The sequence below is a fragment of the Pseudomonas sp. WS 5010 genome (assembly GCF_012985565.1).
In the GTDB taxonomy this organism is placed as follows: domain Bacteria; phylum Pseudomonadota; class Gammaproteobacteria; order Pseudomonadales; family Pseudomonadaceae; genus Aquipseudomonas.
Genome location: NZ_JAAQWQ010000004.1, coordinates 207,991 through 229,426 on the forward strand (window position 1 = coordinate 207,991; position 21,436 = coordinate 229,426).

The window sequence follows — 21,436 nt, forward strand, 5'->3', positions numbered from 1 at the left end:
GAACTTCCAGCCAGGGGATGGCTGGAAGTGGAGCAAGTTATATGCCGCTCAGCTCAGTTCGCCGCACAGGTCCAGTTCGACCAGGCGCCGTACTTCGTCGTTGGGCAGCCCGGCGCCGAGCAAGGCTTGCAGCTTGCCGAACACGGCTTCGCGGGTCATGCCGCCACCGGACAACACACCGACCCCACGCAGGCGGCTGCCCGCTTCATATACGCCCAGTTCCACACCGCCTTCATGGCATTGGGTGATCGCGACGACCACGATGTGCCGAGCCTGCGCACGCTGCAGGCTGGCGAGGAACGCCGGGTTATCGCTGGGCCCGGTGCCGCTGCCAAAGCATTCGAGCACCAGTGCCTGGATGCCGCTGTCGACCAGGGCATCCAGTTGCCCGGCATCAATGCCCGGCACCAGCGGCAATACGCCGACATTGGCCAGGGCCTTGGGCTGGCGGTAGTCCAGGGCGGCAGGCAGCGCCTGGGCCTTGGCCACACCGCCGTTGCGCTGCAGTGCAGCAAAGGGATGGCGGCCAAAACTGCGGATTTTCGCACAGCGGGTCGGCGCCATCAGTGCGCCGTGGAAGTACAGGTGCACCCCGGGCGCCAGGCCTTCACCCAACGCTGCCAGGGCGCCGCTGACGTTTTCCCAGGCATCGCTATCGGGCACGCCGGCCGGCAGCATCGAACCGGTGAACACCACCGGCGCCGGCAGGCCCAGCAGTTGGAAACTCATGGCCGCCGCGCTGTAGGCCAGGGTGTCGGTGCCATGCAAAATCAGCACGCCATCGCAGCCCTCGTCCACAGCCTCGACCACGGCGCTGCGCAGGTGTTGCCAGTAGGCGGGCGTCATATTGGCGCTATCGATCAGCGGCGACATTTCCCGAAAGCGCCAGGCTGGCGCTGGTAGGTGGGCAAGCTGTTCGCGCATGCGCGCTTCAAAGCCCGAAGCGGGCGCCAGGCCGTTGGCGCTGGCTTGCATGCCGATGGTGCCGCCGGTGTAGAGCACCATGAGGGTGTTAGCTTTGGACATCGAACAATCTCCTGAACGAAAAACGCCGCCGGGCCCAGAGCATGCCCAAGGCCGGGCGGCGTGTCATCTATCTAGGCTCAGCGTTGCACTTGGGCGTTCAGCTCAGCAGTCGCTTGAGCGGTTGGCTCAGGCTGCACCGGGTTGGCCGGCCAGGCCTTGCGGTCCAGGTCCAGGTCCGGGAACTGGCTGGAGTCGAACACCGGGGTCCTGATGCCCGCCGCGCGCTGGTTGTCGTAGTCGTTGAGGATACGCATGGCGATCTTGAACAGGAAGGCCAGGGCGAACAGGTTGACGAACGCCAGCATGGTCATGGTGATGTCGGCGAAGGCGAACACGGTGCTCAGGTTCTCGATCGAACCCCAGAAGATCAGCACCAGTACCAACGCGCGATAACCGATCAGCACCTTGCGGTTGTTGCCCACCAAAAAGCGCAGGTTGCTCTCGCCCAGGTAGTAGTTGTACATGATCGATGTAAACACGAACAACGCCAGGGCCACCGAGATAAACATCCGCCCCCAGTCACCGACCACCGCTGCCAGGGAGTTCTGGGTCAGGGCAATGCCGTCGCCTTCGAAGCCTGGGGTGTAGAAGCCCGAAAGCAGGATCAGCAGGGCGGTGCAGGTGCAGATGATGAAGGTGTCGAGGAACACGCTGAACGCTTGCACCACGCCTTGGGCGACCGGGTGTTTCACCGAGGCCACCGCGGCCACGTTGGGCGCGCTGCCCAGGCCGGCTTCGTTGGCGAACACGCCGCGCTTCACACCCATGATGATCGCGCTGCCCACCAGGCCACCGAAGGCCTGGTCCAGGCCAAAGGCGCTCTTGACGATGGTCGCGAGCATGGCCGGCACCTGGTCGAATTGCAGCACGATCACGTAGACCGTCACGGCGATATAGACCAGGGTCTTGACCGGCACCAGCAGGTCGGCAATCGAGGCAATACGCTTGATCCCGCCGATAAACACCAGGCCCAGCAACACCGCCAGCGCCAGGCCGGTGTAGGTGGTGTCGAAACCAAAGGCGTTATTGAGCGAGTGGGTCACGGCATGGGCTTGCAGGCCGTTGAAGGCGAACCCGAAGGTCACCAGCAGCAGGAACGCCATGACCATCCCCAGCCAGCGTTTTTGCAGGCCGTGCTGGATGTAATAGGCCGGGCCACCACGGTAGGTGCCTTCGGCGTCGGTGCGTTTGTAGAGCTGGCCCAGGGAGCACTCGATAAAGCTCGACGACATGCCCACCAGCGCGGTGACCCACATCCAGAACACTGCGCCCGGGCCACCCAGGGTCACGGCAATGCCGACCCCGGCGATGTTACCGGCGCCCACCCGCCCGGCCAGGCTGAGCATCAGCGCCTGGAACGAACTGAGTTGGCCGGCACTGCTTTTGAGGCTGTCGCGAAACACCGCGAACATATGAAAGAAGTGACGAAACTGAACGAAACGCGAGCGGATCGTGAAGTAACCACCGAGCCCGACAATGAGCACGATCAGTACTTTTCCTGAGAGGAAGTCGTTGATGACTTCTAGCATGGAGTATTCCTCGCTGTTTTTTTGTAAAGGCAAAAGCCGGACGGGTCGAAACATCGCGTTACACACCGTCGCGCAGGCAGCACGATAGGTGGGGCGAGTGCTCGTCCCGGTTCCAAGTCGCGGGTTGTTATTAGTTCGGCGTTCGCATGCGGTTGACGATCGTGCATGCGAAGAGGGGCGGCACTATACCTAGGTGTGCGCCAGCCGTCTGCAAGCAGCGCAACTGAGCGAGGAATGGTCGAAGAGTCACACTGGCCTGATGTGGGGGCTGTCGAGCTTTGGTGAGGCTGCGATAGGCATGAATATCTACGTGACTCTTTTCTCTGGTGCTTTTTGGGTTTGTGTACATATCCGTTGCTGCGGTCATGGCCACTTAGGGTTCCGCCCTTACGGCGGCTCACTTTGGAAAAGCCCCAAAGTAAGCAAAGGGCTCTTGCCCCACCACTCGGCACCTCGCCTAGGCTCGGTGTGCCCGTCATCCGACATTGATTTGGGGGGCCGCCGCGATGGGCCATCCCTGGCCCAGCGCGGCTAACCCGGCGTCCTGCCGGGTTACCCCCCAAATCAATATCGGATGACGGCCAGCGTGGTTTAACGGGGCGCTGGGATCAAAATCACAAGCAACGCGAGGCGGCCTGACAGCCGACCTGATCGTCGAAGCGTACGCGTACCCTGTAGGAGCTGGCTTGCCTGCGATAGCGGTGTATCAGTCGATGAATCTGTTGGCAGACCTGCCGCCATCGCAGGCAAGCCAGCTCCTACAGTGGAATGCAGCTTCGCGCTCTGGCTTTGCTGTTGCTCTGTTTTTGATCTGGCTTTTGATTTTAGGCGCCCCGTTAAACCACGATGGCCGCAGGCAGGTATTGCGCAGTGGGCACCCCGGCACGATGCCGGGGTAGCCGCGACACGGCCATGGATGGCCGATCGCGGCGGGCCCACGGAGCAATGCCTGACTGCGGGCATGCCGAGCCTAGGCGAGGCACCGAGTGGTGGGGCAAGAGCGCTTTGGTTACTTTCGCGCTTTTCGAAAGTGACCCGCCGTAAGGGCGGAGCCCTAAGTGGCCATGACCGCAGCAACGGATATGTACTCACCCCCCCCCCCCACCTTTGTTTTTTGTTGCCTGGTTAAAAGTAGTAACCAATATTCACGTTGGTGCGGTAGTACCACTCGTTGCTGCCCACCGAACTGGTGTTGGTAAAGCCACTGCCATTCTCTGCGCCGCCATAGGGGTTGGCGTTGCGCGCCCAGGTAAAGTCGACCCAGGCCATCACCGGCATGGCCAGGAACTGCGCGCCTACGGTGAACATCTGCGAATCATCCCAGTCGCTCTTGTCTTTCATCATCCGGCTGTAGTCGGTGTACAGCTTGACCTTCTTCAACTGCCCCAGCCTCGGCGTGTAGACGTCATAGCCGAGGTTGATCGACGCCAGGCTGGCCTTTGACGCGATCAGGTAGGCCGGGGTCAGGCCGTTGCCGCCCATCAGTACCGAGTCCTTGCTGACGCCGGTGGGGTTTTCGGGATCGTATTCGTAGCGGATGGCCTGGGTGGTGACGGTCCACAGCCCCTTGTTGATGATGGCGTGTACACCGGCGGCCCAATAGTCGCCATCGTCCTTGGTGGTGGCGTTGTACAGCTGGGCGGTGGCCAGCGAGGCGCCGATCTCGGTTTTCCAGCCATTGCTGTTGAAGGTGCGCGCCACGCGGGCGTTGAGCTGGTTGCGCTTCTCGTTGTCCTGGCGCGACTGGGTGAAGGCAATCGCGTTGTCGTTCAGGTCGGCGTAACGCCCGACTTCAGGCGAGTAGCGAAGGTCGCTGGGCAACATGCGTGGGAAAAAGCCAAGCTGCACGTCCCAATCCTGATCCTTGTAGCTGTACTTGAGGCCGGTGCCGGCACTCACTGCATAGCCCATGAAAAACGGCAGGTGGTAACTCCAGCCAAATTGCGGATACGGCTCCAGGCCAAACGGCTTGAACGGTGCGCCCAGTTGCAGGTTGGAGTTGGCATTGAGCCGATAGCCAACGAAGCCACGGTCGATGGAGCGCTTGCCGTCGTCCTGGAACCAGTAGCCGATATCGCTATAGAGGCTCTTGTAGGTGGCCTGCACGTCCAGGCGGAATGTGTCGAAGAGGAAGCGGCCATTGTTCTCGGTGGTGTCCCAATGCTCGTCGCGATAGTTGGTGCGCAGCGCGCCGCCGATGTCCAGGCTGGCGTCCCCGGCGTCACTGCGCCAGGCAATGTGGGGGAAAGGTTTATTGGCGGCGTTGGCCCGCACCGGCTCGGAAGGGATGGGTTCTGCGGCGAAACCGCTGAAACTGGCAAACATCAATCCTGCACATAAGACACGCTTCATAGAGACCTCTCTACCGGGTGATCGGCAACACTCGTCCGCTTGCCTTTAAAGGCAACTAAGGAGGGAGCGGGTCTTACCGGGTTTAAGTGTTGGTTCTTATTGTTTTATCGGCGAAACGCCGTTTAATCAGTGGATGCACGGGAGTAGAGCAGGAAGTGTGCCAGGCGGTAAATTAGTTTGGATTTTATAAAAAACCGCTTAAAAACAATTGTTTATATGGGAAACAAAGCGCTGTGTATAACCCATGAAACAATCCGTAAGTGCGGTAACAAAGTTGCCCGTGATAGGTGCGTCTTTATTGCACGCTGCCAATGAAACGGGCACTTTGCGGGTGATCCTGTAGGCGCGAGCGAAGAATTTGAGGGTAACGCGGTTATTCAGGATAAACCGCGTTATCGTTAACGTTCTTCGCGAGCAAGCTCGCTCCTACAGGGGGGCTAGAGGTCCAGCACCAACCGTTGGCTCTTGCAGCCCGAAACACACACCATCATCGATTTGTTCGCCGCGCGCTCGGCCTTGGTCAGCACCCCGTCGCGGTGGTCGATCTGGCCTTCCACCACCCGGGTTTCACAGGAGCCGCACACCCCCTCGCGGCAGCTGTGATCGATGTCGCAACCGGCTTCGAGCAGCACATCCAGCAAGCTCAAGCCGGGTTCCACCGACAGCGTCTTGCCGGACTTTTTCAACTCCACGCTATAGCGGTTCTGCGCATCTTCGCTGGGCGGCAGTTCGGCGGCGGTAAAGCGCTCGATATGGGCATGGGGATAACCCAGGCGCTCACAGGTGCCCTCGAACGCATCCAGCATCGGCGTTGGGCCGCAACAGTAGAAGTGCGTATCCGCAGGTTGGCCGGCGAGGTAGGCGGCGAGGTCCGGCGGCACGCCTTTTTCGTCGTTGAAGTGGTACACCACCCGCGCATCCAGGCCGTTCAAGGCTTCCACCAATGCCGCTTCCTGGCGCGAGCGTGCGCAATAGATCAGCTCGGCGGATTTGCCCTGGGCCAGCAGTTGGCGAAACATGCAGTAGATCGGCGTAATGCCGATGCCACCGGCCACCAGCACACTGTGGCTGGCGCTCAGGTCCAGCGCGAAGTTGTTGCGCGGCGCCGAGATCGACAGCGCCATGCCGACCCGCAGTTGGCTGTGCACATACTCCGAGCCGCCGCGGCTGTTGCGGTCACGCAGGATGCCCACGGTGTAGCGCCCCTGGTCGCTGGGAGAATTGAGCAGCGAGTAGCTGCGCACCAGGCCGTTGGCCAGGTGCAGGTCGATGTGCGAGCCGGCCTCGAACGGCGGGAACACGGTATCGCCCAACGGCCGAAACTCCACGCTGATGATGCCTTCGGCTTCATAGCGCAGGGTGTGTACGCGGGCGTTGAGCAGGGAGGGCTTAGACATCATTCACCTCTGTGACGGTACGCAGGTCGACATCGAGCCGGGCACTGGCCTCGATCTCGACCCGAAGTTCAGGAAACACCAGCGCGCTGACGGCCACCAGGGTGGACGTGGGAAATACGGCCTGCCCGGCGAAGAAATCGCGGCGTGCGCGGCCCACCTGGTCCTTGTCGGCGATATCGGTGAGGTACACCGTCAGCCGGTAGATATTGCCCAGATGCCCACCGGCCGCCGTCACCAGCGCCTGGATCTTGCCCAGCACCACCAGGGTCTGGGCGTAGCAATCCAGGGTCGCCTCGCGGCTGGCGGGGTGTGCGGTCATCCCGGATATCACCACCTCGCGGCCGATCAGCAGCGCATTCGACCAACTGGCCCCGGCGGGCGCCACCACGACCGGGTTCATGGCAGTTGCTTCGCGTCGATCAGTTCGAGCTGGGCCTTGGCCGCGTTCTTCAGGTAACGGCGCATGCGCACCACACCCAGGTCGTGCTGGTAGAGGTTTTCGCGCTGGTTGGCGTCCGGTTCCATGAACTCCAGCAGCACCCGATCCTGCTCCAGCACGGCCCAGTGCCGCGCTTCCAGGCGGTTTTTGTAGAGGAAGCGCCAGGTGTCGCGCTGCCAGCCAGTCAGCGGTCGGCAGCGCCAGTGGAACACCGCCGAGAGCGCGCGGCTGCTTGGGGTGTAGCTGCCGATAATGGTGAAGTTGCCGCCCGGGCCGCCGGTTTTCGGGTAGGGGATTTCCAGGCGCAGCCAATGGCAGCCGTTGTCCATGAACTCGGTCCAGTCGAAGTTCACCCCGCGCTGGCCTTCCTTCTCGAAGAAGAACCCGTTTTCGGTGTCGCGGGTGACGAACTTGGCGGTGGCTTCGCCTTCACTCATCGAGTGCGACATCTTGTGCAGGTAGGTGCCGTGCATTGGGTCCATGACGTTGTCGATCACGTAGCGGTAGTCGCCTTTCCACTCGGTGTAGCAGACGAAGCTGCTCCACTCCGGGGACGTCAGTTGCTCGGGCAGCACCAGTTCCGGCGGGGTCGTTAAATGCGGGTCGGTGGCATTGAACAAAAAGATCGCGCCTGCCGCTTCGCGGGTATGGAACATGCGGGTCGGGCGGCTGCCTTCGAGTTTGCAGCCGGGGCTGCCCGGTACCTTGGTCACGGTACCGTCACAGCGCACTTCGATGCCGTGATACGGGCATTGCAGGCGATCACCCAACACCGGGCCCTGGGACAGCGGCGCACCGCGATGGGGGCAATGGTCTTCGAGGGCGTGCACGCGGCCATCGTTATCGCGCCACAGGGCGATCTTGTAGCCCAGGCGGCGTACCGATACCGGCTTTTCACCTAGCAGGTCCGAGGGTAATACCGGGAACCAGAGGTCTTTGAGGCCATTGGCCAGATGGTTTTCAACAGGGTCGACGGTCAATTGCATAGTCATTTTTTTATTCCTTCTGCCGGGTCATTCGCCCAGCCGGGCCATCAGGGTTTGATAGGCATCTGCCGTCCACTCGCCGCTGGTCAGCGGGCAGGGCGGGCCGGCCAGGTTGAGGTGGGCGAGCAGGGCCGCCAACTCGGTCACGCCGTTGCCGAAGGCGCGCTCGATGGAGTCGCCCAGCAGCTCTTCAAACTGGGTATTGGGCCGTTTGCGCGCCTGATGGGGCTCGAGGAATCGTTCGGTAGTGCTCATGTCATTGACCTCCGTTGCGTACCCGTTCGCGGATGGTTTCGCGCACCGGGATAAAGTCGTATGTCGGGAAAACTTCAGTGCTGAACACGCCCCACGCCGAGCGCTCAAGCTCCACGTTAAGGGACGGCAGCAGGCCCGGCGCCAAGCGCAGGGTGACGATCTGGCCCAGGCCCATGGCCACGGTCCAGCTCACCACCTCCACGCCTTGCGGTGGAAAGCGCTCCCACCAGTCCTGCTGCTTCATGTGCCGCTGAATGTCTTCCAGGTTTTTTGATTGGTCGTGCTTGAGCAGCACGGTCACCAGCAAGGTGTCGCTCATGGTCAGGCCGCGCTTTGGGTGGGGATGGTCCAGGCGTCGTAGCCGTAGACCCAATCGGCATTGCCGCCGTCCTTGAGCCACTGGTTGCCGCGCGAGCCGATCTGGATCTGGCTGGTGCGTTCCAGGCGCGCCTGCTGATAGCCCTGCAAGGCAGCGGCGACCTGGGACGGGCTGTCGAGGTCTTGCAGGTAACGGGCGAGCACCACCGCATCCTCGATGGCCTGGCCGGCACCCTGGGCCATGAACGGCATCATCGGGTGGCACGCATCGCCCAGCAGGGTGATGGGTCCCTTGGACCAGAACGGCAGCGGGTCGCGCTCATACAGCGCGGTCTTGAGCACATCGCTGCACGCATTCAGCAGGGCACGGGCGTCGGGGTGGAATGCCTGGTAGTGGCTGCGCAGTTCGTCGGCATCGCCGGCGCTGGTCCACGACTCTTCGTGCCAGCTGTCCTGGGCGGTGGTGGCGAAGATAAAAATATCTTTGCCCTGGTTCAGCGGGAACGTAACGATCTGGCTCTGCGGGTTGGGGCCCCACCATTTGGTGAAGGCCTGGATATTCGGCACATGGGCCACCAACTCGGCCGGCACCACCGCGCGGTATGCCACCACCCCGGTAAAGCGCGGGTGCTCTTCGCCGAACAGCGCGTTGCGCACCACCGAGTGGATACCGTCGGCGCCGATCAGCACGTCACAGTGGTGCTGGCTGCCATCCTTGAAATGCAGGCAGATGCCGTCGTCAGTGTGCTCGACCCGTTCGGCACGCTTGGCGAACTGCACCTGCTCCAGCGGGAACACTTCGGCCAGGGCCGCCAGCAGATCGGCGCGGTGGATGGTCAGTTGCGGGGCGCCGTATTTCTGCTCGGCGGCGTCGGACATTTCCAGGCGTGACGTCTCTTCGCCGCTGTCCCACATCCGGCTGATACGGTGGGTCGGCCGCGCGGCCGGGATGCGCACGGCGGCGCCAATTCCCAGGCCATCCAGCGCCCGTACCGCGTTGGGGGTGAGGTTGATGTCGGCACCGACCCGCAAAAAGGCCTTGGACTGTTCAAACACGGTGACCTGGTGACCGGCGCGGTGCAGGGCGATCGCGGCGGTCAGGCCGCCGATGCCGGCGCCGGCGATAGCAATATTTAAGGAAGGCATGTGCGACTCCTGCTCAAGGTTTCGGTTTGTCGGTGAGGAACTTGCCTTGCGGCGCCTCGACGTGTTGCTGGCGCCGGGTATTGCCGTCGATACCCCCGGCAATCGCCCATTCGGCGAACACCGTGGGCCCCGGCTCAAAGGTGCGGGGCTGCCATTCGCCGGTCAGTTGGTCTTCGTCGGCGTAGTACTCCACCAGCGCGCCAGCGGGGTTTTTGAAGTACCAGAAAAACGCCGAAGACACCGGGTGGCGCCCAGGGCCGATCTCGGTCGGCCAGCCGCTGCGGGACACGTGCATGCCGCCGCCAAACACCTCGTGCACATCGCGCACGGTAAAGGCCACATGGTTCAGGCCGGCCCGTGGCGCCGGCAGTTGCAGCATGAACAGGTCGTGATGGCCGCCTTCCTCGGCGGTGCGCAAAAAGGCCCCGCGATCCGGGTAGCGGTCCGAGGCCTGGAAGCCGAAACGTTCGTGGTAGAAGGCTTCGCAGGCGTTTACGTCCTTGACGAAAAACACCACGTGACCGACCTCAATCGGCGTGGCGCGCTCGTAGATCGGCGCCGCCTTGTTGATCCGGCCCTTGGTCTGCCAGGTGTTGTGGCCGCTGCACTCGATCTCCAGCTCACGCTTGCGCGTCACTTGCAGGCGGATCGCCAAGCCGTTGGGGTCGGTGCAGCCGATACGCCCGTTGCCCTCGACAAACCCCGGGTCGTTGGCGATGCGTTCGGCGTACAGCGCAAGGTCCGCCGCGTCGGCCACGCCCCACACCACTTCGCGCACGGTCGAGCCGGCCTCGATGGCGGGCGGCAGGCCGGGTTTGTTCAGGTCGGCGAGCACTACGCGGCAGCCGTTGAGGGTCTCGAAGATCACCTCATCGGGTTGCGCGCTGACCTGGGTCAGGCCCCAGTCGCTGAAAAAACGCACGCAGGTGTCGAGGTCCTCGACGCCATAGGTGACTTCATCAATACCTAAAACGCTCATCACGCTACCTCGTGTGGCACACCGGCCCAGGCCAGTGGCTGTTGGTTCATGCCCCAGTAGAGGCTCTTTTGTTCCATGTATTGCAGGATCCCCAGGCGGCCTTTCTCGCGGCCCAGGCCGCTGTCGCGCCAACCGCCGAACGGCGTGGAAATCGAGAACTGCTTGTAGGTGTTGATCCACACCGTGCCGGCCTGCAAGCGCCGGCCCAGGGCCCAGGCGCGCTTGTAGTCGCGGCTCCAGATGCCTGCCGCGAGGGCGTACAGGCTGTCGTTGGCCTGCTCCAGCAGTTGCTCTTCATCGTCGAAGGGCATGGCCACCAGCACCGGGCCGAAGATTTCTTCCTGGCACACCTGTTGTTGGTTGTGCAGGTCTTCGAGGATGGTCGGCGGGTAGAAGTAACCCTGGTCATACAGGCCGCCGCTGGGGCGCTGCCCACCCAGGCGCAGGCGCCCGCCTTCGGCCAGGCCGAGGGCGACGTAGCGTTCCACCGATTCACGATGGCTGGCGCTGATCAGCGGGCCCATCTGCGTGTTTTCGTCGGCCGGGTCGCCCATGCGCAGGTTCGCGGCGGCGGCTACCAGGCGTTGCATGAAGGGTTCGTACAGGGCGCGCGCGACAAACAGCCGCGAGCCGGCAATACAGGCCTCGCCCGAAGAGCTGAAGATGCCGTAGAGCACGCCCGCCACCGCGTGGTCGAGGTCGGCGTCATCAAGGACGATGGTCGGCGACTTGCCGCCCAGCTCCAACGACACCGGCATCATCTTGTCGGCGGCGATATGGGCGATGTGCTTGCCAGTGCGGGTGCCGCCGGTGAACGACACGCGCTTGACCAGCGGGTGGCGGGTCAGCGCATCACCCAGCAGCGAGCCTTTGCCGGGCAGCACGCTGATCAGGCCCTTGGGCAGGCCGGCCTCTTCACACAAGCGCGCCAGGCGCAGGGCCAGCAGCGGGGTGATTTCCGCTGGCTTGATCACCACCGCATTGCCCGCCGCCAGGGCTGGCGCGACCTTTTGCGCCTCGCTGGCAATCGGCGAATTCCACGGGGTGATCGCGGCGACCACGCCCATCGGCTCATACACGCTCATGCTGACGAAATCGCCGCGCGAGGGGGTGATGGTTTCTTCCAGGGTTTCGCAGGCGGCGGCGAAGAACTGGAAGGTGCCGGCCGCACTGGCCACCAGCGCGCGGGTTTCATTGATCGGCTTGCCGTTGTCCTGGCGTTGCAGCTGCGCCAGCTCTTCACTGTGCAGGCGGATCAGCTCGGCGATGCGGTACAGCACGCTGGCCCGCTCATGGGGTTTGCGCTGGGCCCAGCCGCTGTGCAGGAAGGCCTGGTGTGCGCCCTGGATGGCGTCTTCCACATCCTGCAAATCGGCAGCATTGAGCCAGGCCACGGCCTCGCCGGTGGCCGGGTAGCGGCTGGCGTAGCGTTCGCCACGGCCCAGGCGCCAGTGGCCGGCGATGCAGATCGGTAAAGTCTGTTCGAGAGTCATCGACGGGCTCCTAAATTGAGATGGCATGGGCGTGGTTGCCCAGCGCACGGACCACGCTGTACACGGTCAGCGCCGAGGTCTTGGGGTTGGCCAAAAGCGGCTTGCCGCGCAGGCTCAACTCGAAACGGCCAAAGGCGCCACGGGCTTCGAAGTGGTGGACGTTTTCGTCGCTGTGGGGGTCGGCGATCAGCGTGACGTGGGTGCGATCCAGGCCCAGCCCGGCCAGGGACAGGGTGGCGGCGACGTTGGCGTTTTTCGGATACAGCCGCGCGGCTTCGCGGGCGCTGCCCTGGAAGATCACCGTGGCTTGGCTGATGGTGTCCAGGTCGCACGCCTGCTCGCCGGGAGTGTTTTTCCAGGCGCGGGCCGGCTTGCGCCCGGTGTAGTTGACCGAATCCAGGCCGCCGACCTTGGCCGCCGACAACGCATCAATACCGCCAATCGCACCGGGCAGCAGCTCGATGCGGGTCTTGCCGCGCTCAGCGGCTGCTTCCAGGCGCTCGACCAGACCCACTTCGGACAAGGCGCCGACCGACACAATCAGGCAGGCAATCCCACGCTCCAGGGCCGGCAGCACATGTTCCTCGATAGCGCGGTGGCCGGCGCACTCCACCAGCAAATCCGGGCGCGTATCGGCGGGCAAGGCGGTGAGCACCTGCGGCGGTCGCTTGAAACTGGCCAGGCGCTGGCGCACCAACGCCTCGGAGCCCTCGGAGGCGATGACGTAATCCACGCACAGCTGCGGATCGTTCTCCAGCAACTCCAGCACGCCGACGCCAATGGCGCCGCAGCCGATCATGGTGATATGCAACATGCGGCGATCCTCAGGCGGTGGCCTTCTGGGCTTTGGTTTCGCTGTTGGGCGGGCCGGCGAACTGGGTGGCGAAATTGCCCACGCTGAGCATGTCCACTTCCAGCAGGAACGGGCCGGGTTGGCTCAGGGCGCTGTCGACCACCTTGCCGAAATCCTTGAGGTCGGTGACCAGGCCGTGGCGCAAGCCCATGGATTCGGCGAGCTTGGTGTAGTCCGGGGTGTGCAGGTCGACATAGCAATGCCGGCTGCCGTAGACCGCGTCCTGGATATTGCGGATCACCCCATAGCGCTGGTCGTTCATCAGCAGGATCACCAGGTTGGCGCGCTCCTGGACCAGGGTCGCCAGCTCACCCAGGTTGAGGATGAAACCGCCATCGCCCGCCAGGGCGAACACCTTGCGCTCGGGCGCGGTTTCAGCGGCTGCCACCGCTGCCCCGATGCCCATCGCCAGGCCTTGGCCGATACCGCCGCCCAAGGCGTGAACCCCGGCGCGGGGGTGGTACAGGTTTAGCAGGCGGTTGCCCCAGATGCTGTTGGACAGGGTCACATCGCGCACCCAGGAGAAGTTGCGCCCGGTGCTGGCCTGCAATTGCTCGACCATCGCCGAGTACGGGCCCAGGTCCGCCACCAGTTGGTTGCGCGATTGCTCGCGCACGGCCTTGAGTTCGCTGAGGAACTGCGGGTCGGTGTGCAGGCGGCCTTCCAGGCGGTCAGCCAGGCCGTCCAGGGCCAGGGCCGTATCGCCGCAGATAAACAGCTCGCTGGCATAGCTGCGGCCTTCGATGGCCGGGTTGGCGTCGATGCGCAGGGTGTTCTGCGGCAGCTTGAGCGCGTACTTGAAGGTCTCGTTGCTGCGCAGGCGCGACCCGGCGATCAGCAGTGCATCGCAGGTTTGCAGGAACTGCTCGACCCGTTTGTTCTGCGAAAAGGCCCCCAGGCAGCGCTCGTCGTCTTCATTGACCACGCCACGGCCTTGGGTCGAGGTGATCACCCCCACGCCCATCGCCAGCAGGCGCTTGACCTGCGCCCCGGCATGCCGTGCGCCGCCACCGAGCCAGAGCATCGGGCGCTTGGCACTGGCCAGGCGCGCGGCCACCAGGTCGAGGGCTTCCGGTGCCGGCACGGCGACCGGGATCGGCAGCGGCGACAGGTCGGTAGGCATCGGGATAAAGGTCGACTGGATATCGATCGGGATCTCGACGCTGACCGGGCCGGTGGGCGCGGTGAGGGCGGTCTGTACCGCGAGCTTCAGGGTGCTGATGGCGGTCTCGACGCTGCGCACGCGAAAGGCGGCCTTGGACACGGCCTTGAGCATGTTCAACTGGTCGCGGGCTTCGTGGATATACGCCAGTTCCTGATCCAGGTATGGCGTCTCGATCTGCCCGGTGATGTGCAGCAGCGGGGTGCCGGCAGTCTGCGCTTCAACCATGGCGCCGGCGGCATTGCCGGCGGCGGTGCCGGTGGAGGTCAGGCACACGCCCAGGCCGCCGGTGGTACGGGCATAGGCGTCAGCCATGTTGGCGGCGCCGGCTTCACCCCGGGCCATGACAAAGCGGATATTGCCGCGCACGGCGAAGGCATCGAGGATCGGCATGTTGTGGATCGAGATCACGCCAAACGCGGCCTTGACGTCGCATTGTTCGAGAAAGGCGGTGATGGCAGCGCCCACGGTGACAGTGTTTTCATTACGCATGGCGGGACAGGCCTCCGGATACATCGATATGGCTGCCTGTGGTGTAAGCCGACAGAGGCGAGGCCAGAAACAGGATCGCGCGGGCCGCTTCAATCGGCAGGCCCAGGCGCCCCAGGGGAATATGTTTTTGTTGGGCCAGGCGGGCGGTCCATTGCGCCCAGTCGAGGTCGCGTTCTTCACGCGCTTCGAAGCGGCGGCGCCATTGCCCGGACTCCACCAGGCCAATCAGGATGCCGTTGACGCGGATGCCTTGCGGGGCGAACTCGGTGGCCATCGAGCGCACCAGGTTCTTGATCCCGGCGCGGGCGGCCGAGGTGGCGACCATGTGCGGCTCCGGCTGGCTGGCCAGCAGTGAGTTGACGCAGACGATGGCGGCATCGGCCTGGTTTTGCAGCTGCGGCTTGAAGGCGCGGACCGGGTTGATCACCGAAAAAAACTTCAGCTGCAGCTCTTCGGTCCAGGCGCTGTCGGTGGTGTCTGCGAAGGTCGAGACCCGGCCTTGCCCGGCGTTGTTGATCAACACACTGGCGGCGCCCAGCGCGGCCTGGCTGGCGCTGGCAAAGGCGTTGACCGCTTCGCCATCGAGCACATCGCACACCTGGGCCAGCAGTTGGCCTTGGGGGAAACGTTGGCGCAGGTCGCTTTCGGCACGGCGCAGGCGTTCTGCATCGCGGCCGCAGAACGCAACGGCGGCGCCGGCTTCCAGCAGCAGCTCGACGCACGCCAGGCCAATGCCCGAGGAGCCTCCGGTGACGATTGCGGTGCGGCCCTGCAATGGATAAAGGCTCATCTCAATCTCTCATCAAGGCAGTGACGCGGGGCTGGCTGCTGTGGGCGCCGCCGTTGTAGTTGAGCAGGCGCGACAGCTCGTCGGCGCTGCGTCGTACCTGGGTCAACAGCTCTTCAAAATTCACATGACCGATCTGCGTGGTCGGGATGGTCACGCCGAGGGCGGCCACGATGTCGCCGCTCTGGTCGCGCACGGGCGCGGCCACTGTGGAAATCGCCGATTCAAAGAACCCTTCGCCGCTGACAAAGCCGCGCTGGCGGTCGGCCTGGAGCATGTCGAACAGCTCCATCACGGTTTTGGGGGTGCAGTGGGAGTGCTGTTCCAGGTGCTCCTCGGGGTACAGCTCGCGCAGTTCGGCTAGTGACAGGTCTTCGAGGAGGATGCGCCCCAGCACCGTGGCATGGGCCGGCAGGCGGGTGCCGACGTTGACCGCGTTGGAGAACACCGACGGCGGCGAAACCTTGGCCACATAGACGATGGAACGCCCGTCACGCACCACCAGGTTACTGGGGTAGTTAACCCGGTCGCACAAACGGGCCAGCAGCGGCTGGCCGAGTTCGGTCAGCTCCAGCGAGGCCAGGTACTCGAAGCCCAGGCGCAGCACCGACATGCCCAGGCGGTATTCGTTGCCGCTGCGGGTGACGAAGCCCATGGTTTCCAGGGTGGTCAGCAGGCGGAAAATGGTCGAGCGCGGCAGCGCCAGGCGCCGTGCCAGCTCCGGCGCGGTCAGGGTGCGGTTGCGCCGGCTGAACTCGCAGAGCAGCAGCAAGCCGCGCTCCAGGCCCGGCACGATGTATTTGTCCTGAGCATCCTTCAGCAGATCTGAGTCGTTCATAGGGTTCTACCTGTCAGGGATTGTTTGAGGGCGTAGGCCAGGCGACCGGCAACCACCAGCGGTTGTTCGATGGGGCTGGCATGGCCTGCGTCGGCGATCAGGTTGAAGCTGGCACCCAGGGCCTTGGCCACGCCCAGGCAGGTGTCGGGCGTGGTGATGGCGTCGGCTTCGCCGCAATGCACTTCGCAGGGCATTGCAGGTTGGCCGTGGCGCAGCAAGTCGTCGCCGCACAGCAATTCGATGGCCTGGCGATAACCCAGCGGGTTCAGGCGGGCCATGTTCCAGTGCACCCAGGCCAACGCTTCGGGCTGGGCCCGCGGCGAGAGCATGTGGGCGCTGCGTTGTGCGGCCAGGCCGGTGATACCCAGGCGTTGCAGGTTATCCAGGCGTTGCTGGCGTACTTGCTGGCGCTGCTGGCTGCGCTCAGGTGCGCCATAGCCGCGAGCCGGGCTGATCAGCACCAGGCGGCTCACCCGCTGGGCCTGCGCACTGCGGGCCAATGCCAGGGCGGTCAGCGCGCCCAGGGAATGGCCGACCAGCACGCACTCGTTCACCTCCAGCGCATCGAGCATCTGTACCAGGCGGGCGGCGTATTGCTCGGCTTTGGGCACGTCCGACTCCAGGGGGCTGGAGTCGCCATAGCCGGGCGCGTCCCAGGCGATGACCCGGGCCTGGGCCGCCAGGTGCTGTGCCACTTGCAGCCAGGACGCCGCGCCCGAGCCGATGCCGTGCAGCAACACCACCGCCGGCCCCGTGCCGCATTCGCGCAGGGCCTGCTGGCCACCGGCGGCGGCGACCAGGCGCTGGGGGAAGTCGCGCTGCAGTTGGGCTTGCAGGTCGGCCGTCGGCGCGGCTTGGGTGAGTCCTGGCAACATGGGCTTACCCGCGCTTGATCGAGGCCAGAGGGTGCTCTGGCGGATAGGTCGGGGTGATCGGCTTTTTCGCGCCGAGCATCACGCACATCAGCGCGTCTTCGTCGCCGATATTGATCTCTTCGCGGTACACGCCCGGCGGCACGGAAATCACGTCGCGGTCGGTGAGGATGGTTTCGAAACGCTCGCCGTCCTTTTCCAGTACCACCTTGAGTTTGCCGCGCAGCACGAAAAACACTTCTTCGACGTCAATGTGCAGGTGCGGCGGGCCTTCGTGGCCGGCCGGGATGACCATGGTGGAAAAGGTGAAGTGCTCCGACGGGATGGTGTTCATGTCGGTGCTGATGCCGGTGCCGCCAGTGCCGATGTAGCGCATTTGCGCGCGGCGGAACTTGGGGTCGTAGTCGGCCTGGAACTTCAGGGCATCCCAGTCGTACTTGCGCGTCTCGTAGCGGGCGATGCGCGTGCTCATCCAGCTTTCCAGGCTGGCGCCGGCAGGGCGGTCCCAGCTTTTTGGGGTGTCGTTTTGGGCAGATAGATCAGTCATGACAGTCTCCAGATCAAGGCATGACGAACCCGCCGTTGACCGGCAGGGTTTGTCCAGTGATAAAGCGGGCAAGGTCGGACAGCGCGAACAGCACGGCGCCGCTGACGTCTTCGGGCAATTGCGGGCGTTGCAGGGCCCGTTGGTCGTTGTACAAACGGTGGCGCGCCTCGGGCACGTAGGCGGTGGCTTCCACCAGCACCAGGCCAGGGGCGATGGCGTTGACGGTGATGTTGTCGCTGCCCAGCTCACGGGCCAGGCTGCGGGTCATGGCGATGATCGCGCCCTTGCTGGCGACGTAGGCCAACAGGTTCGGTGCACCCCACAGCGGGGTGTCCGAGGCCAGGTTGACGATGGCGCCCTGGCCGCTGGCGCGCAGGGCCGGCAGGCAGGCGGTGGTCATCAGCCAGGTGCCGCGCACGTTGACCTGCATCACCTGGTCCCAGGTGTCGATGCTCAGCTCTTCGCAGCCCTTGCCCCCGGAGTTGGTGATCGAGGCGTTGTTCACCAGGCCGTCGAGGCCGCCCAGCAGGCTGATCGTCGCGTCGACACAGGCCTGGATCGAGGTGGATTGCGCCAGGTCGACAGCCACGGCCTGCACGTCCAGGCCCAGCGCCCGTAATTCGCCGGCGGCCTGCTGTACACGCTCGTGCAGCACATCGGCAATCACCACCCGGGCGCCGGCCTGGCCGATGGCCTGGGCAAAGGCATAGCCCAGGCCCCGGGCGCCACCGGTGACCAGCACGCGGCGGCCTGCAAGCAAAAGGTCATGGCGGCTCATCATTGGGTGCTCAACATGGCTTTGGGCATGTAGTGCAGGACGCGTTTTTCCGCCCACACCACTGCGCCGTAGGCGATCACCCCAATCAGGGTCAGCGCGACAATGGCGACGAACACCCCGGCGGTGTTGCCCTGGCCCTCGGCGTCTACCAGCAAGAAGCCCAGGCCCTGGTTGCCACCGACCAGCTCACCGACGGTGACGCCGATCACGGCCAGGGTCGAGGCAATGCGCAGGCCGGAAAACAGTGCGGCCATGGCCGACGGGAACTCCACCAGGCGGAAGATCTGCCAGCGGCTGGCATTCATGGTGCGTACCAGGTTGATCATGTCCGGGTCGACGGTGCGGATCGCCGAGAGCACGTTGATCATCACTGGGAAAAACACGATCAGGATCGCGATCAGAATCTTCGGGTAGATGGTGTAGCCCAGCCACATCACGAACAGTGGCGCGAAGGCGACTTTCGGGGCGATCTGCAAGGCCAGGATGTACGGCGACAACATGGCTTCGGCCGCCGGCGACAGGCCCAGCGAGACACCGATCATCACTCCCAGCAGGGCGCCGAGGGCGAAGCCGACGACGATCTCCAGGGCGGTGATCAGGGTGTGTTGCAGCAGGCCGCCGGTTTGCCACATCACCAGGCCTTCCTGGGCCACGCGGCTGAGTTTGGGCATGACGAACTCGGGCATGCCGAGCAGGCCGGGGCCCCATTGCCAAAGCACCAGGAACAGGATCAGCAGCGCGACGCTACCGAGCACGGAGTTGTTGTTTTTCATCGTGTACGTACCTCAATATCCCGGTGGTTCACTGTGCGGCGACCGGGCTGTCGACGAATTGGTTGGTGAAGAGGTCTTCAAGCGGAGTCGCCTGGGTGACGATGCCTTCGCTGACATAGAACTGCAGGACCTTGTCCAGGTGCTGCGGATCGATGTGCCCGAGCACGGCCTGCTTGGCGTAGACGTGTTCGACGTAGAGCTTGAAGATCTTCTCCAGCGAGTCTTCCTTGCCGGCGTAGGCCGGTACCGCCTTGGCGAAGGTCACGGCGGCGGCGCGCGGGTCCTGGATGATGTCGCGCATGCCTTGCAGGGTGCCCTGGACCACGCCGCGCACAATCTGGGGCTGGTTCTTGATCGCGTCGTCGGAGGCGAGAATCGCCTGGGCCATGCTCTCGAAAATCTGGTCCTGGGGGATCAGCTTGATCTGCACCCCGGCTTCCTCGGCATTGATCACCCAGTCCGGCACGCCCGCCATGGCCTGGGCCTTGTTGGCGGAGAACAATTGCCAGACCCCGGCGGGGCCGGCGGCCTGGATGTTCACGTCGTTTTTGCCCAGCCCGGCTTTGCGCAGCGAGGCGAGCAGGGCGTAGTAGGTGGTGTCGGAGTACGACATCACCGTCATGGTCTTGCCCTTGAGGTCGCTGACGCTGTTGATGTTGTCCTTGGCGTTGGTGGCGATCATCGTCACCCCGCCGTCGCCCAGCACCGCCACGGCGCGCACCGGGATGCCATTGGCCCGCACCACGATCGGCGTGTCACCGATGGCCCCGCCGATCAGCGCATTACCGGCGCCGATCTGCTTGGCCACGTCCACGCCACCTTTGGCGGCGATAAAGGTCAGGTCCAGGTCCTGGGCCGTGTAGTAGCCCTTTTCCTTGGCGATGATCCACGGAGCGAACGCGGGCGAGTTGGGCGGCGCCGGCAGCAGGTAGGTGACCTTGGTCGGCTGCGCCTGGGCGGCACAGGCCATGCCGAGGCCCAGGCTGAGGGCGCAAAGACGTTGAAACAGAGACTTGAGCATGGGGACTCCTGAATCGGTTGGGGGCCGCAAGGGCGGTGATCAGTGCAGTTCGGTGTCGGCGCCGACTTGGAGCAACTCCATCAGGCGGCCGACCAGCGGGCCGATTTCCGGCAGCTTGCGGCGCTCCAGGGGGTTGTCGCGAAACGGCAGGTCGATACTGATTTCCTCGATGATCGTGCCGGGGCGGGCGCTCATGACCAGCAAGCGGTCGGACATGGCGATGCCTTCGATCAGGTCATGGGTGATGAACAGCGCGGTCTTCTTCTCGTCGAACAGCATCCGCGCCATGTCCTGTTGCAGGATCATCTTGGTCTGGGCATCGAGGGCCGAGAACGGCTCGTCGAGGAACAGCACCTGCGGGTCGATGGCCAGGGTGCGGGCCAGGGCGGCGCGCTGGCGCATGCCGCCAGAGAGCTGGAACGGGTAGTGATCGGCGTAGCCATTGAGGTGGCAGCGCTCGAGCAGGTCGAGGGCGACTTTCTGCCGGGTGGCGGCGGGTACGCCCTGGATCTCCAGGCCCAGTTCGACGTTGCGGCGGATGCTGCGCCAGGGCATCAGCAGGTCCTTTTGCAACATGAACGCAACCTGCGGCACCGGCCCGGTGACCGGCTCGCCACCAACGAACACTTCACCTTCGCTGGGGCGGTACAGGCCTGAGCCCATGTTCAGGATGGTGCTCTTGCCACAACCGGAAGGGCCGATGATCGACACCACTTCACCCCGGCGAATCTTGAAGTTCACCTCGCGAATGGCGAAGGGCGCGTCTGCTTTACCCTTGGCCGGGAAACATTTACCGACATTGCGAAATTCAATTTCAGTCGGCTCCAGCTCTTCCCTGAGAGCTTGGTTATTCCATTGGGGCGTCACGGCGTACATCTCTTTCACAGCCATCAGGTAGGTACTCTGGTCTGTTTTATAGGTGATACGCCGTTTAGTGCATGAACAATGCCAGGGGGTTATTTCCTACAAACTATTAGTAAATATCCTTTGATATTAGTGATTTAGGTTCTAGTAGTTGGAAGTTGGTTGTTTCATATATGAAACGTTGGTTCTTATATGGCACGAAATTGCACACTGCTTGAGCGTGTAATGGGAAGTTGCAAGAAGTCGGTGCTTTATTGGGTAACGCGGGGAAGTTGCGAAAGGCGTTATTTGTTTTATATGTAAAACGCATTCGAGGGACTGGTTGCGTTTATGTAGGAGCCGGCTTGCCGGCGATGGCGTCCTTGAAATGTTGTACCTGCCTTGAGGACCTCATCGCCGGCAAGCCGGCTCCTACAAAGGTTGGGGGTTGGCAAATTGCGGGCAAAAAAAAGGGCCTGAAGAGCAAGTCTTCAAGCCCTCAAAAGGGTGAGAGGTGTCTAGTCCCTCAACCTGGTGAGCGGTGCTACAT

The 21,436-nt window shown here is 63.7% G+C and carries 21 protein-coding genes; all 21 read right to left on the reverse strand.

What is annotated here, in order from left to right; translation table 11 throughout:
- Nucleotides 1-48 precede the first annotated feature (48 nt).
- The 21 genes from HBO11_RS14055 to HBO11_RS14155 all read right to left on the reverse strand — a co-directional run bounded on the left by HBO11_RS14055 (nt 49) and on the right by HBO11_RS14155 (nt 20,919).
- Nucleotides 49-1,026, reverse strand: a complete 978-nt coding sequence (locus HBO11_RS14055; protein WP_169954011.1) for an asparaginase — start codon at nt 1,024-1,026, stop codon at nt 49-51.
- Nucleotides 1,027-1,103: 77 nt separating this feature from the next.
- Nucleotides 1,104-2,555: an alanine/glycine:cation symporter family protein gene (locus tag HBO11_RS14060; RefSeq protein WP_169954010.1), complete on the reverse strand. Its 1,452-nt coding sequence runs from the start codon at nt 2,553-2,555 to the stop codon at nt 1,104-1,106.
- Nucleotides 2,556-3,680: 1,125 nt separating this feature from the next.
- The gene (locus HBO11_RS14065; protein ID WP_169955451.1) at nt 3,681-4,907 is read right to left on the reverse strand and encodes a hypothetical protein; all 1,227 of its coding nucleotides are present in this window, start codon (nt 4,905-4,907) and stop codon (nt 3,681-3,683) included.
- Between the two features lie 437 nt (nt 4,908-5,344).
- Nucleotides 5,345-6,304, reverse strand: a complete 960-nt coding sequence (locus HBO11_RS14070) for a PDR/VanB family oxidoreductase (RefSeq protein WP_169955450.1) — start codon at nt 6,302-6,304, stop codon at nt 5,345-5,347.
- A complete protein-coding gene (locus HBO11_RS14075) occupies nt 6,297-6,704 on the reverse strand; it encodes a Rid family hydrolase (RefSeq protein WP_169955449.1) in 408 nt (135 codons plus the stop codon). Before HBO11_RS14075 ends, HBO11_RS14070 begins: the two co-directional genes overlap by 8 nt.
- Nucleotides 6,701-7,735 carry an aromatic ring-hydroxylating dioxygenase subunit alpha gene (locus tag HBO11_RS14080; RefSeq protein ID WP_169955448.1) on the reverse strand — a complete coding sequence of 345 codons (1,035 nt, stop codon included), beginning with the start codon at nt 7,733-7,735 and terminating at the stop codon, nt 6,701-6,703. Before HBO11_RS14080 ends, HBO11_RS14075 begins: the two co-directional genes overlap by 4 nt.
- 21 nt (nt 7,736-7,756) lie before the next feature.
- Entirely contained in the window at nt 7,757-7,984 is a 228-nt protein-coding gene (locus HBO11_RS14085) for a recombinase-like helix-turn-helix domain-containing protein (RefSeq protein ID WP_029289990.1), read from the reverse strand.
- 1 nt (nt 7,985) lies between these two features.
- A complete protein-coding gene (locus HBO11_RS14090) occupies nt 7,986-8,303 on the reverse strand; it encodes a hypothetical protein (RefSeq protein ID WP_169955447.1) in 318 nt (105 codons plus the stop codon).
- Between the two features lie 2 nt (nt 8,304-8,305).
- Nucleotides 8,306-9,448 (reverse strand): FAD-dependent monooxygenase, encoded by a 1,143-nt coding sequence (locus tag HBO11_RS14095; RefSeq protein ID WP_169955446.1) that lies wholly within the window; start codon nt 9,446-9,448, stop codon nt 8,306-8,308.
- 13 nt (nt 9,449-9,461) lie between these two features.
- The gene (locus HBO11_RS14100) at nt 9,462-10,427 is read right to left on the reverse strand and encodes a VOC family protein (RefSeq protein ID WP_169955445.1); all 966 of its coding nucleotides are present in this window, start codon (nt 10,425-10,427) and stop codon (nt 9,462-9,464) included.
- On the reverse strand, nt 10,427-11,920 hold the full coding sequence (locus HBO11_RS14105) for an aldehyde dehydrogenase (RefSeq protein WP_169955444.1): 1,494 nt from the start codon (nt 11,918-11,920) through the stop codon (nt 10,427-10,429). Before HBO11_RS14105 ends, HBO11_RS14100 begins: the two co-directional genes overlap by 1 nt.
- Nucleotides 11,921-11,930: 10 nt before the next feature.
- Nucleotides 11,931-12,734 (reverse strand): aspartate dehydrogenase, encoded by an 804-nt coding sequence (locus tag HBO11_RS14110; RefSeq protein ID WP_169955443.1) that lies wholly within the window; start codon nt 12,732-12,734, stop codon nt 11,931-11,933.
- Between the two features lie 10 nt (nt 12,735-12,744).
- Nucleotides 12,745-14,427 (reverse strand): thiamine pyrophosphate-binding protein, encoded by a 1,683-nt coding sequence (locus tag HBO11_RS14115; protein ID WP_169955442.1) that lies wholly within the window; start codon nt 14,425-14,427, stop codon nt 12,745-12,747.
- Nucleotides 14,420-15,217 (reverse strand): SDR family oxidoreductase, encoded by a 798-nt coding sequence (locus HBO11_RS14120; RefSeq protein WP_169955441.1) that lies wholly within the window; start codon nt 15,215-15,217, stop codon nt 14,420-14,422. Before HBO11_RS14120 ends, HBO11_RS14115 begins: the two co-directional genes overlap by 8 nt.
- A gap of 1 nt (nt 15,218) precedes the next feature.
- The gene (locus HBO11_RS14125) at nt 15,219-16,052 is read right to left on the reverse strand and encodes an IclR family transcriptional regulator (RefSeq protein ID WP_169955440.1); all 834 of its coding nucleotides are present in this window, start codon (nt 16,050-16,052) and stop codon (nt 15,219-15,221) included.
- Nucleotides 16,049-16,927 (reverse strand): alpha/beta hydrolase, encoded by an 879-nt coding sequence (locus tag HBO11_RS14130; RefSeq protein WP_169955439.1) that lies wholly within the window; start codon nt 16,925-16,927, stop codon nt 16,049-16,051. The genes HBO11_RS14125 and HBO11_RS14130 overlap by 4 nt, the downstream gene beginning before the upstream one ends.
- A 4-nt stretch (nt 16,928-16,931) precedes the next feature.
- On the reverse strand, nt 16,932-17,471 hold the full coding sequence (locus tag HBO11_RS14135) for a cupin domain-containing protein (RefSeq protein ID WP_029289969.1): 540 nt from the start codon (nt 17,469-17,471) through the stop codon (nt 16,932-16,934).
- 13 nt (nt 17,472-17,484) lie between these two features.
- Nucleotides 17,485-18,249, reverse strand: coding sequence for an SDR family oxidoreductase (locus tag HBO11_RS14140; RefSeq protein WP_169955438.1), 765 nt, complete (start codon nt 18,247-18,249; stop codon nt 17,485-17,487).
- The gene (locus HBO11_RS14145; RefSeq protein WP_076963115.1) at nt 18,249-19,022 is read right to left on the reverse strand and encodes an ABC transporter permease; all 774 of its coding nucleotides are present in this window, start codon (nt 19,020-19,022) and stop codon (nt 18,249-18,251) included. The genes HBO11_RS14140 and HBO11_RS14145 overlap by 1 nt, the downstream gene beginning before the upstream one ends.
- A gap of 28 nt (nt 19,023-19,050) precedes the next feature.
- Nucleotides 19,051-20,043 carry an ABC transporter substrate-binding protein gene (locus HBO11_RS14150; protein ID WP_169955437.1) on the reverse strand — a complete coding sequence of 331 codons (993 nt, stop codon included), beginning with the start codon at nt 20,041-20,043 and terminating at the stop codon, nt 19,051-19,053.
- A gap of 39 nt (nt 20,044-20,082) precedes the next feature.
- Nucleotides 20,083-20,919, reverse strand: a complete 837-nt coding sequence (locus HBO11_RS14155) for an ABC transporter ATP-binding protein (RefSeq protein WP_262376972.1) — start codon at nt 20,917-20,919, stop codon at nt 20,083-20,085.
- Nucleotides 20,920-21,436 lie beyond the last annotated feature (517 nt).

What these genes read in the sequence shown, in the direction of transcription:
- HBO11_RS14055 (WP_169954011.1), bottom strand. Translation starts at nt 1,026, where the DNA reads ATGTCCAAAGCTAACACCCTCATGGTGCTCTACACCGGCGGCACCATC.
- HBO11_RS14060 (WP_169954010.1), bottom strand. Translation starts at nt 2,555, where the DNA reads ATGCTAGAAGTCATCAACGACTTCCTCTCAGGAAAAGTACTGATCGTG.
- HBO11_RS14065 (WP_169955451.1), bottom strand. Translation starts at nt 4,907, where the DNA reads ATGAAGCGTGTCTTATGTGCAGGATTGATGTTTGCCAGTTTCAGCGGT.
- HBO11_RS14070 (WP_169955450.1), bottom strand. Translation starts at nt 6,304, where the DNA reads ATGTCTAAGCCCTCCCTGCTCAACGCCCGCGTACACACCCTGCGCTAT.
- HBO11_RS14075 (WP_169955449.1), bottom strand. Translation starts at nt 6,704, where the DNA reads ATGAACCCGGTCGTGGTGGCGCCCGCCGGGGCCAGTTGGTCGAATGCG.
- HBO11_RS14080 (WP_169955448.1), bottom strand. Translation starts at nt 7,735, where the DNA reads ATGACTATGCAATTGACCGTCGACCCTGTTGAAAACCATCTGGCCAAT.
- HBO11_RS14085 (WP_029289990.1), bottom strand. Translation starts at nt 7,984, where the DNA reads ATGAGCACTACCGAACGATTCCTCGAGCCCCATCAGGCGCGCAAACGG.
- HBO11_RS14090 (WP_169955447.1), bottom strand. Translation starts at nt 8,303, where the DNA reads ATGAGCGACACCTTGCTGGTGACCGTGCTGCTCAAGCACGACCAATCA.
- HBO11_RS14095 (WP_169955446.1), bottom strand. Translation starts at nt 9,448, where the DNA reads ATGCCTTCCTTAAATATTGCTATCGCCGGCGCCGGCATCGGCGGCCTG.
- HBO11_RS14100 (WP_169955445.1), bottom strand. Translation starts at nt 10,427, where the DNA reads ATGAGCGTTTTAGGTATTGATGAAGTCACCTATGGCGTCGAGGACCTC.
- HBO11_RS14105 (WP_169955444.1), bottom strand. Translation starts at nt 11,920, where the DNA reads ATGACTCTCGAACAGACTTTACCGATCTGCATCGCCGGCCACTGGCGC.
- HBO11_RS14110 (WP_169955443.1), bottom strand. Translation starts at nt 12,734, where the DNA reads ATGTTGCATATCACCATGATCGGCTGCGGCGCCATTGGCGTCGGCGTG.
- HBO11_RS14115 (WP_169955442.1), bottom strand. Translation starts at nt 14,427, where the DNA reads ATGCGTAATGAAAACACTGTCACCGTGGGCGCTGCCATCACCGCCTTT.
- HBO11_RS14120 (WP_169955441.1), bottom strand. Translation starts at nt 15,217, where the DNA reads ATGAGCCTTTATCCATTGCAGGGCCGCACCGCAATCGTCACCGGAGGC.
- HBO11_RS14125 (WP_169955440.1), bottom strand. Translation starts at nt 16,052, where the DNA reads ATGAACGACTCAGATCTGCTGAAGGATGCTCAGGACAAATACATCGTG.
- HBO11_RS14130 (WP_169955439.1), bottom strand. Translation starts at nt 16,927, where the DNA reads ATGTTGCCAGGACTCACCCAAGCCGCGCCGACGGCCGACCTGCAAGCC.
- HBO11_RS14135 (WP_029289969.1), bottom strand. Translation starts at nt 17,471, where the DNA reads ATGACTGATCTATCTGCCCAAAACGACACCCCAAAAAGCTGGGACCGC.
- HBO11_RS14140 (WP_169955438.1), bottom strand. Translation starts at nt 18,249, where the DNA reads ATGAGCCGCCATGACCTTTTGCTTGCAGGCCGCCGCGTGCTGGTCACC.
- HBO11_RS14145 (WP_076963115.1), bottom strand. Translation starts at nt 19,022, where the DNA reads ATGAAAAACAACAACTCCGTGCTCGGTAGCGTCGCGCTGCTGATCCTG.
- HBO11_RS14150 (WP_169955437.1), bottom strand. Translation starts at nt 20,043, where the DNA reads ATGCTCAAGTCTCTGTTTCAACGTCTTTGCGCCCTCAGCCTGGGCCTC.
- HBO11_RS14155 (WP_262376972.1), bottom strand. Translation starts at nt 20,919, where the DNA reads ATGTACGCCGTGACGCCCCAATGGAATAACCAAGCTCTCAGGGAAGAG.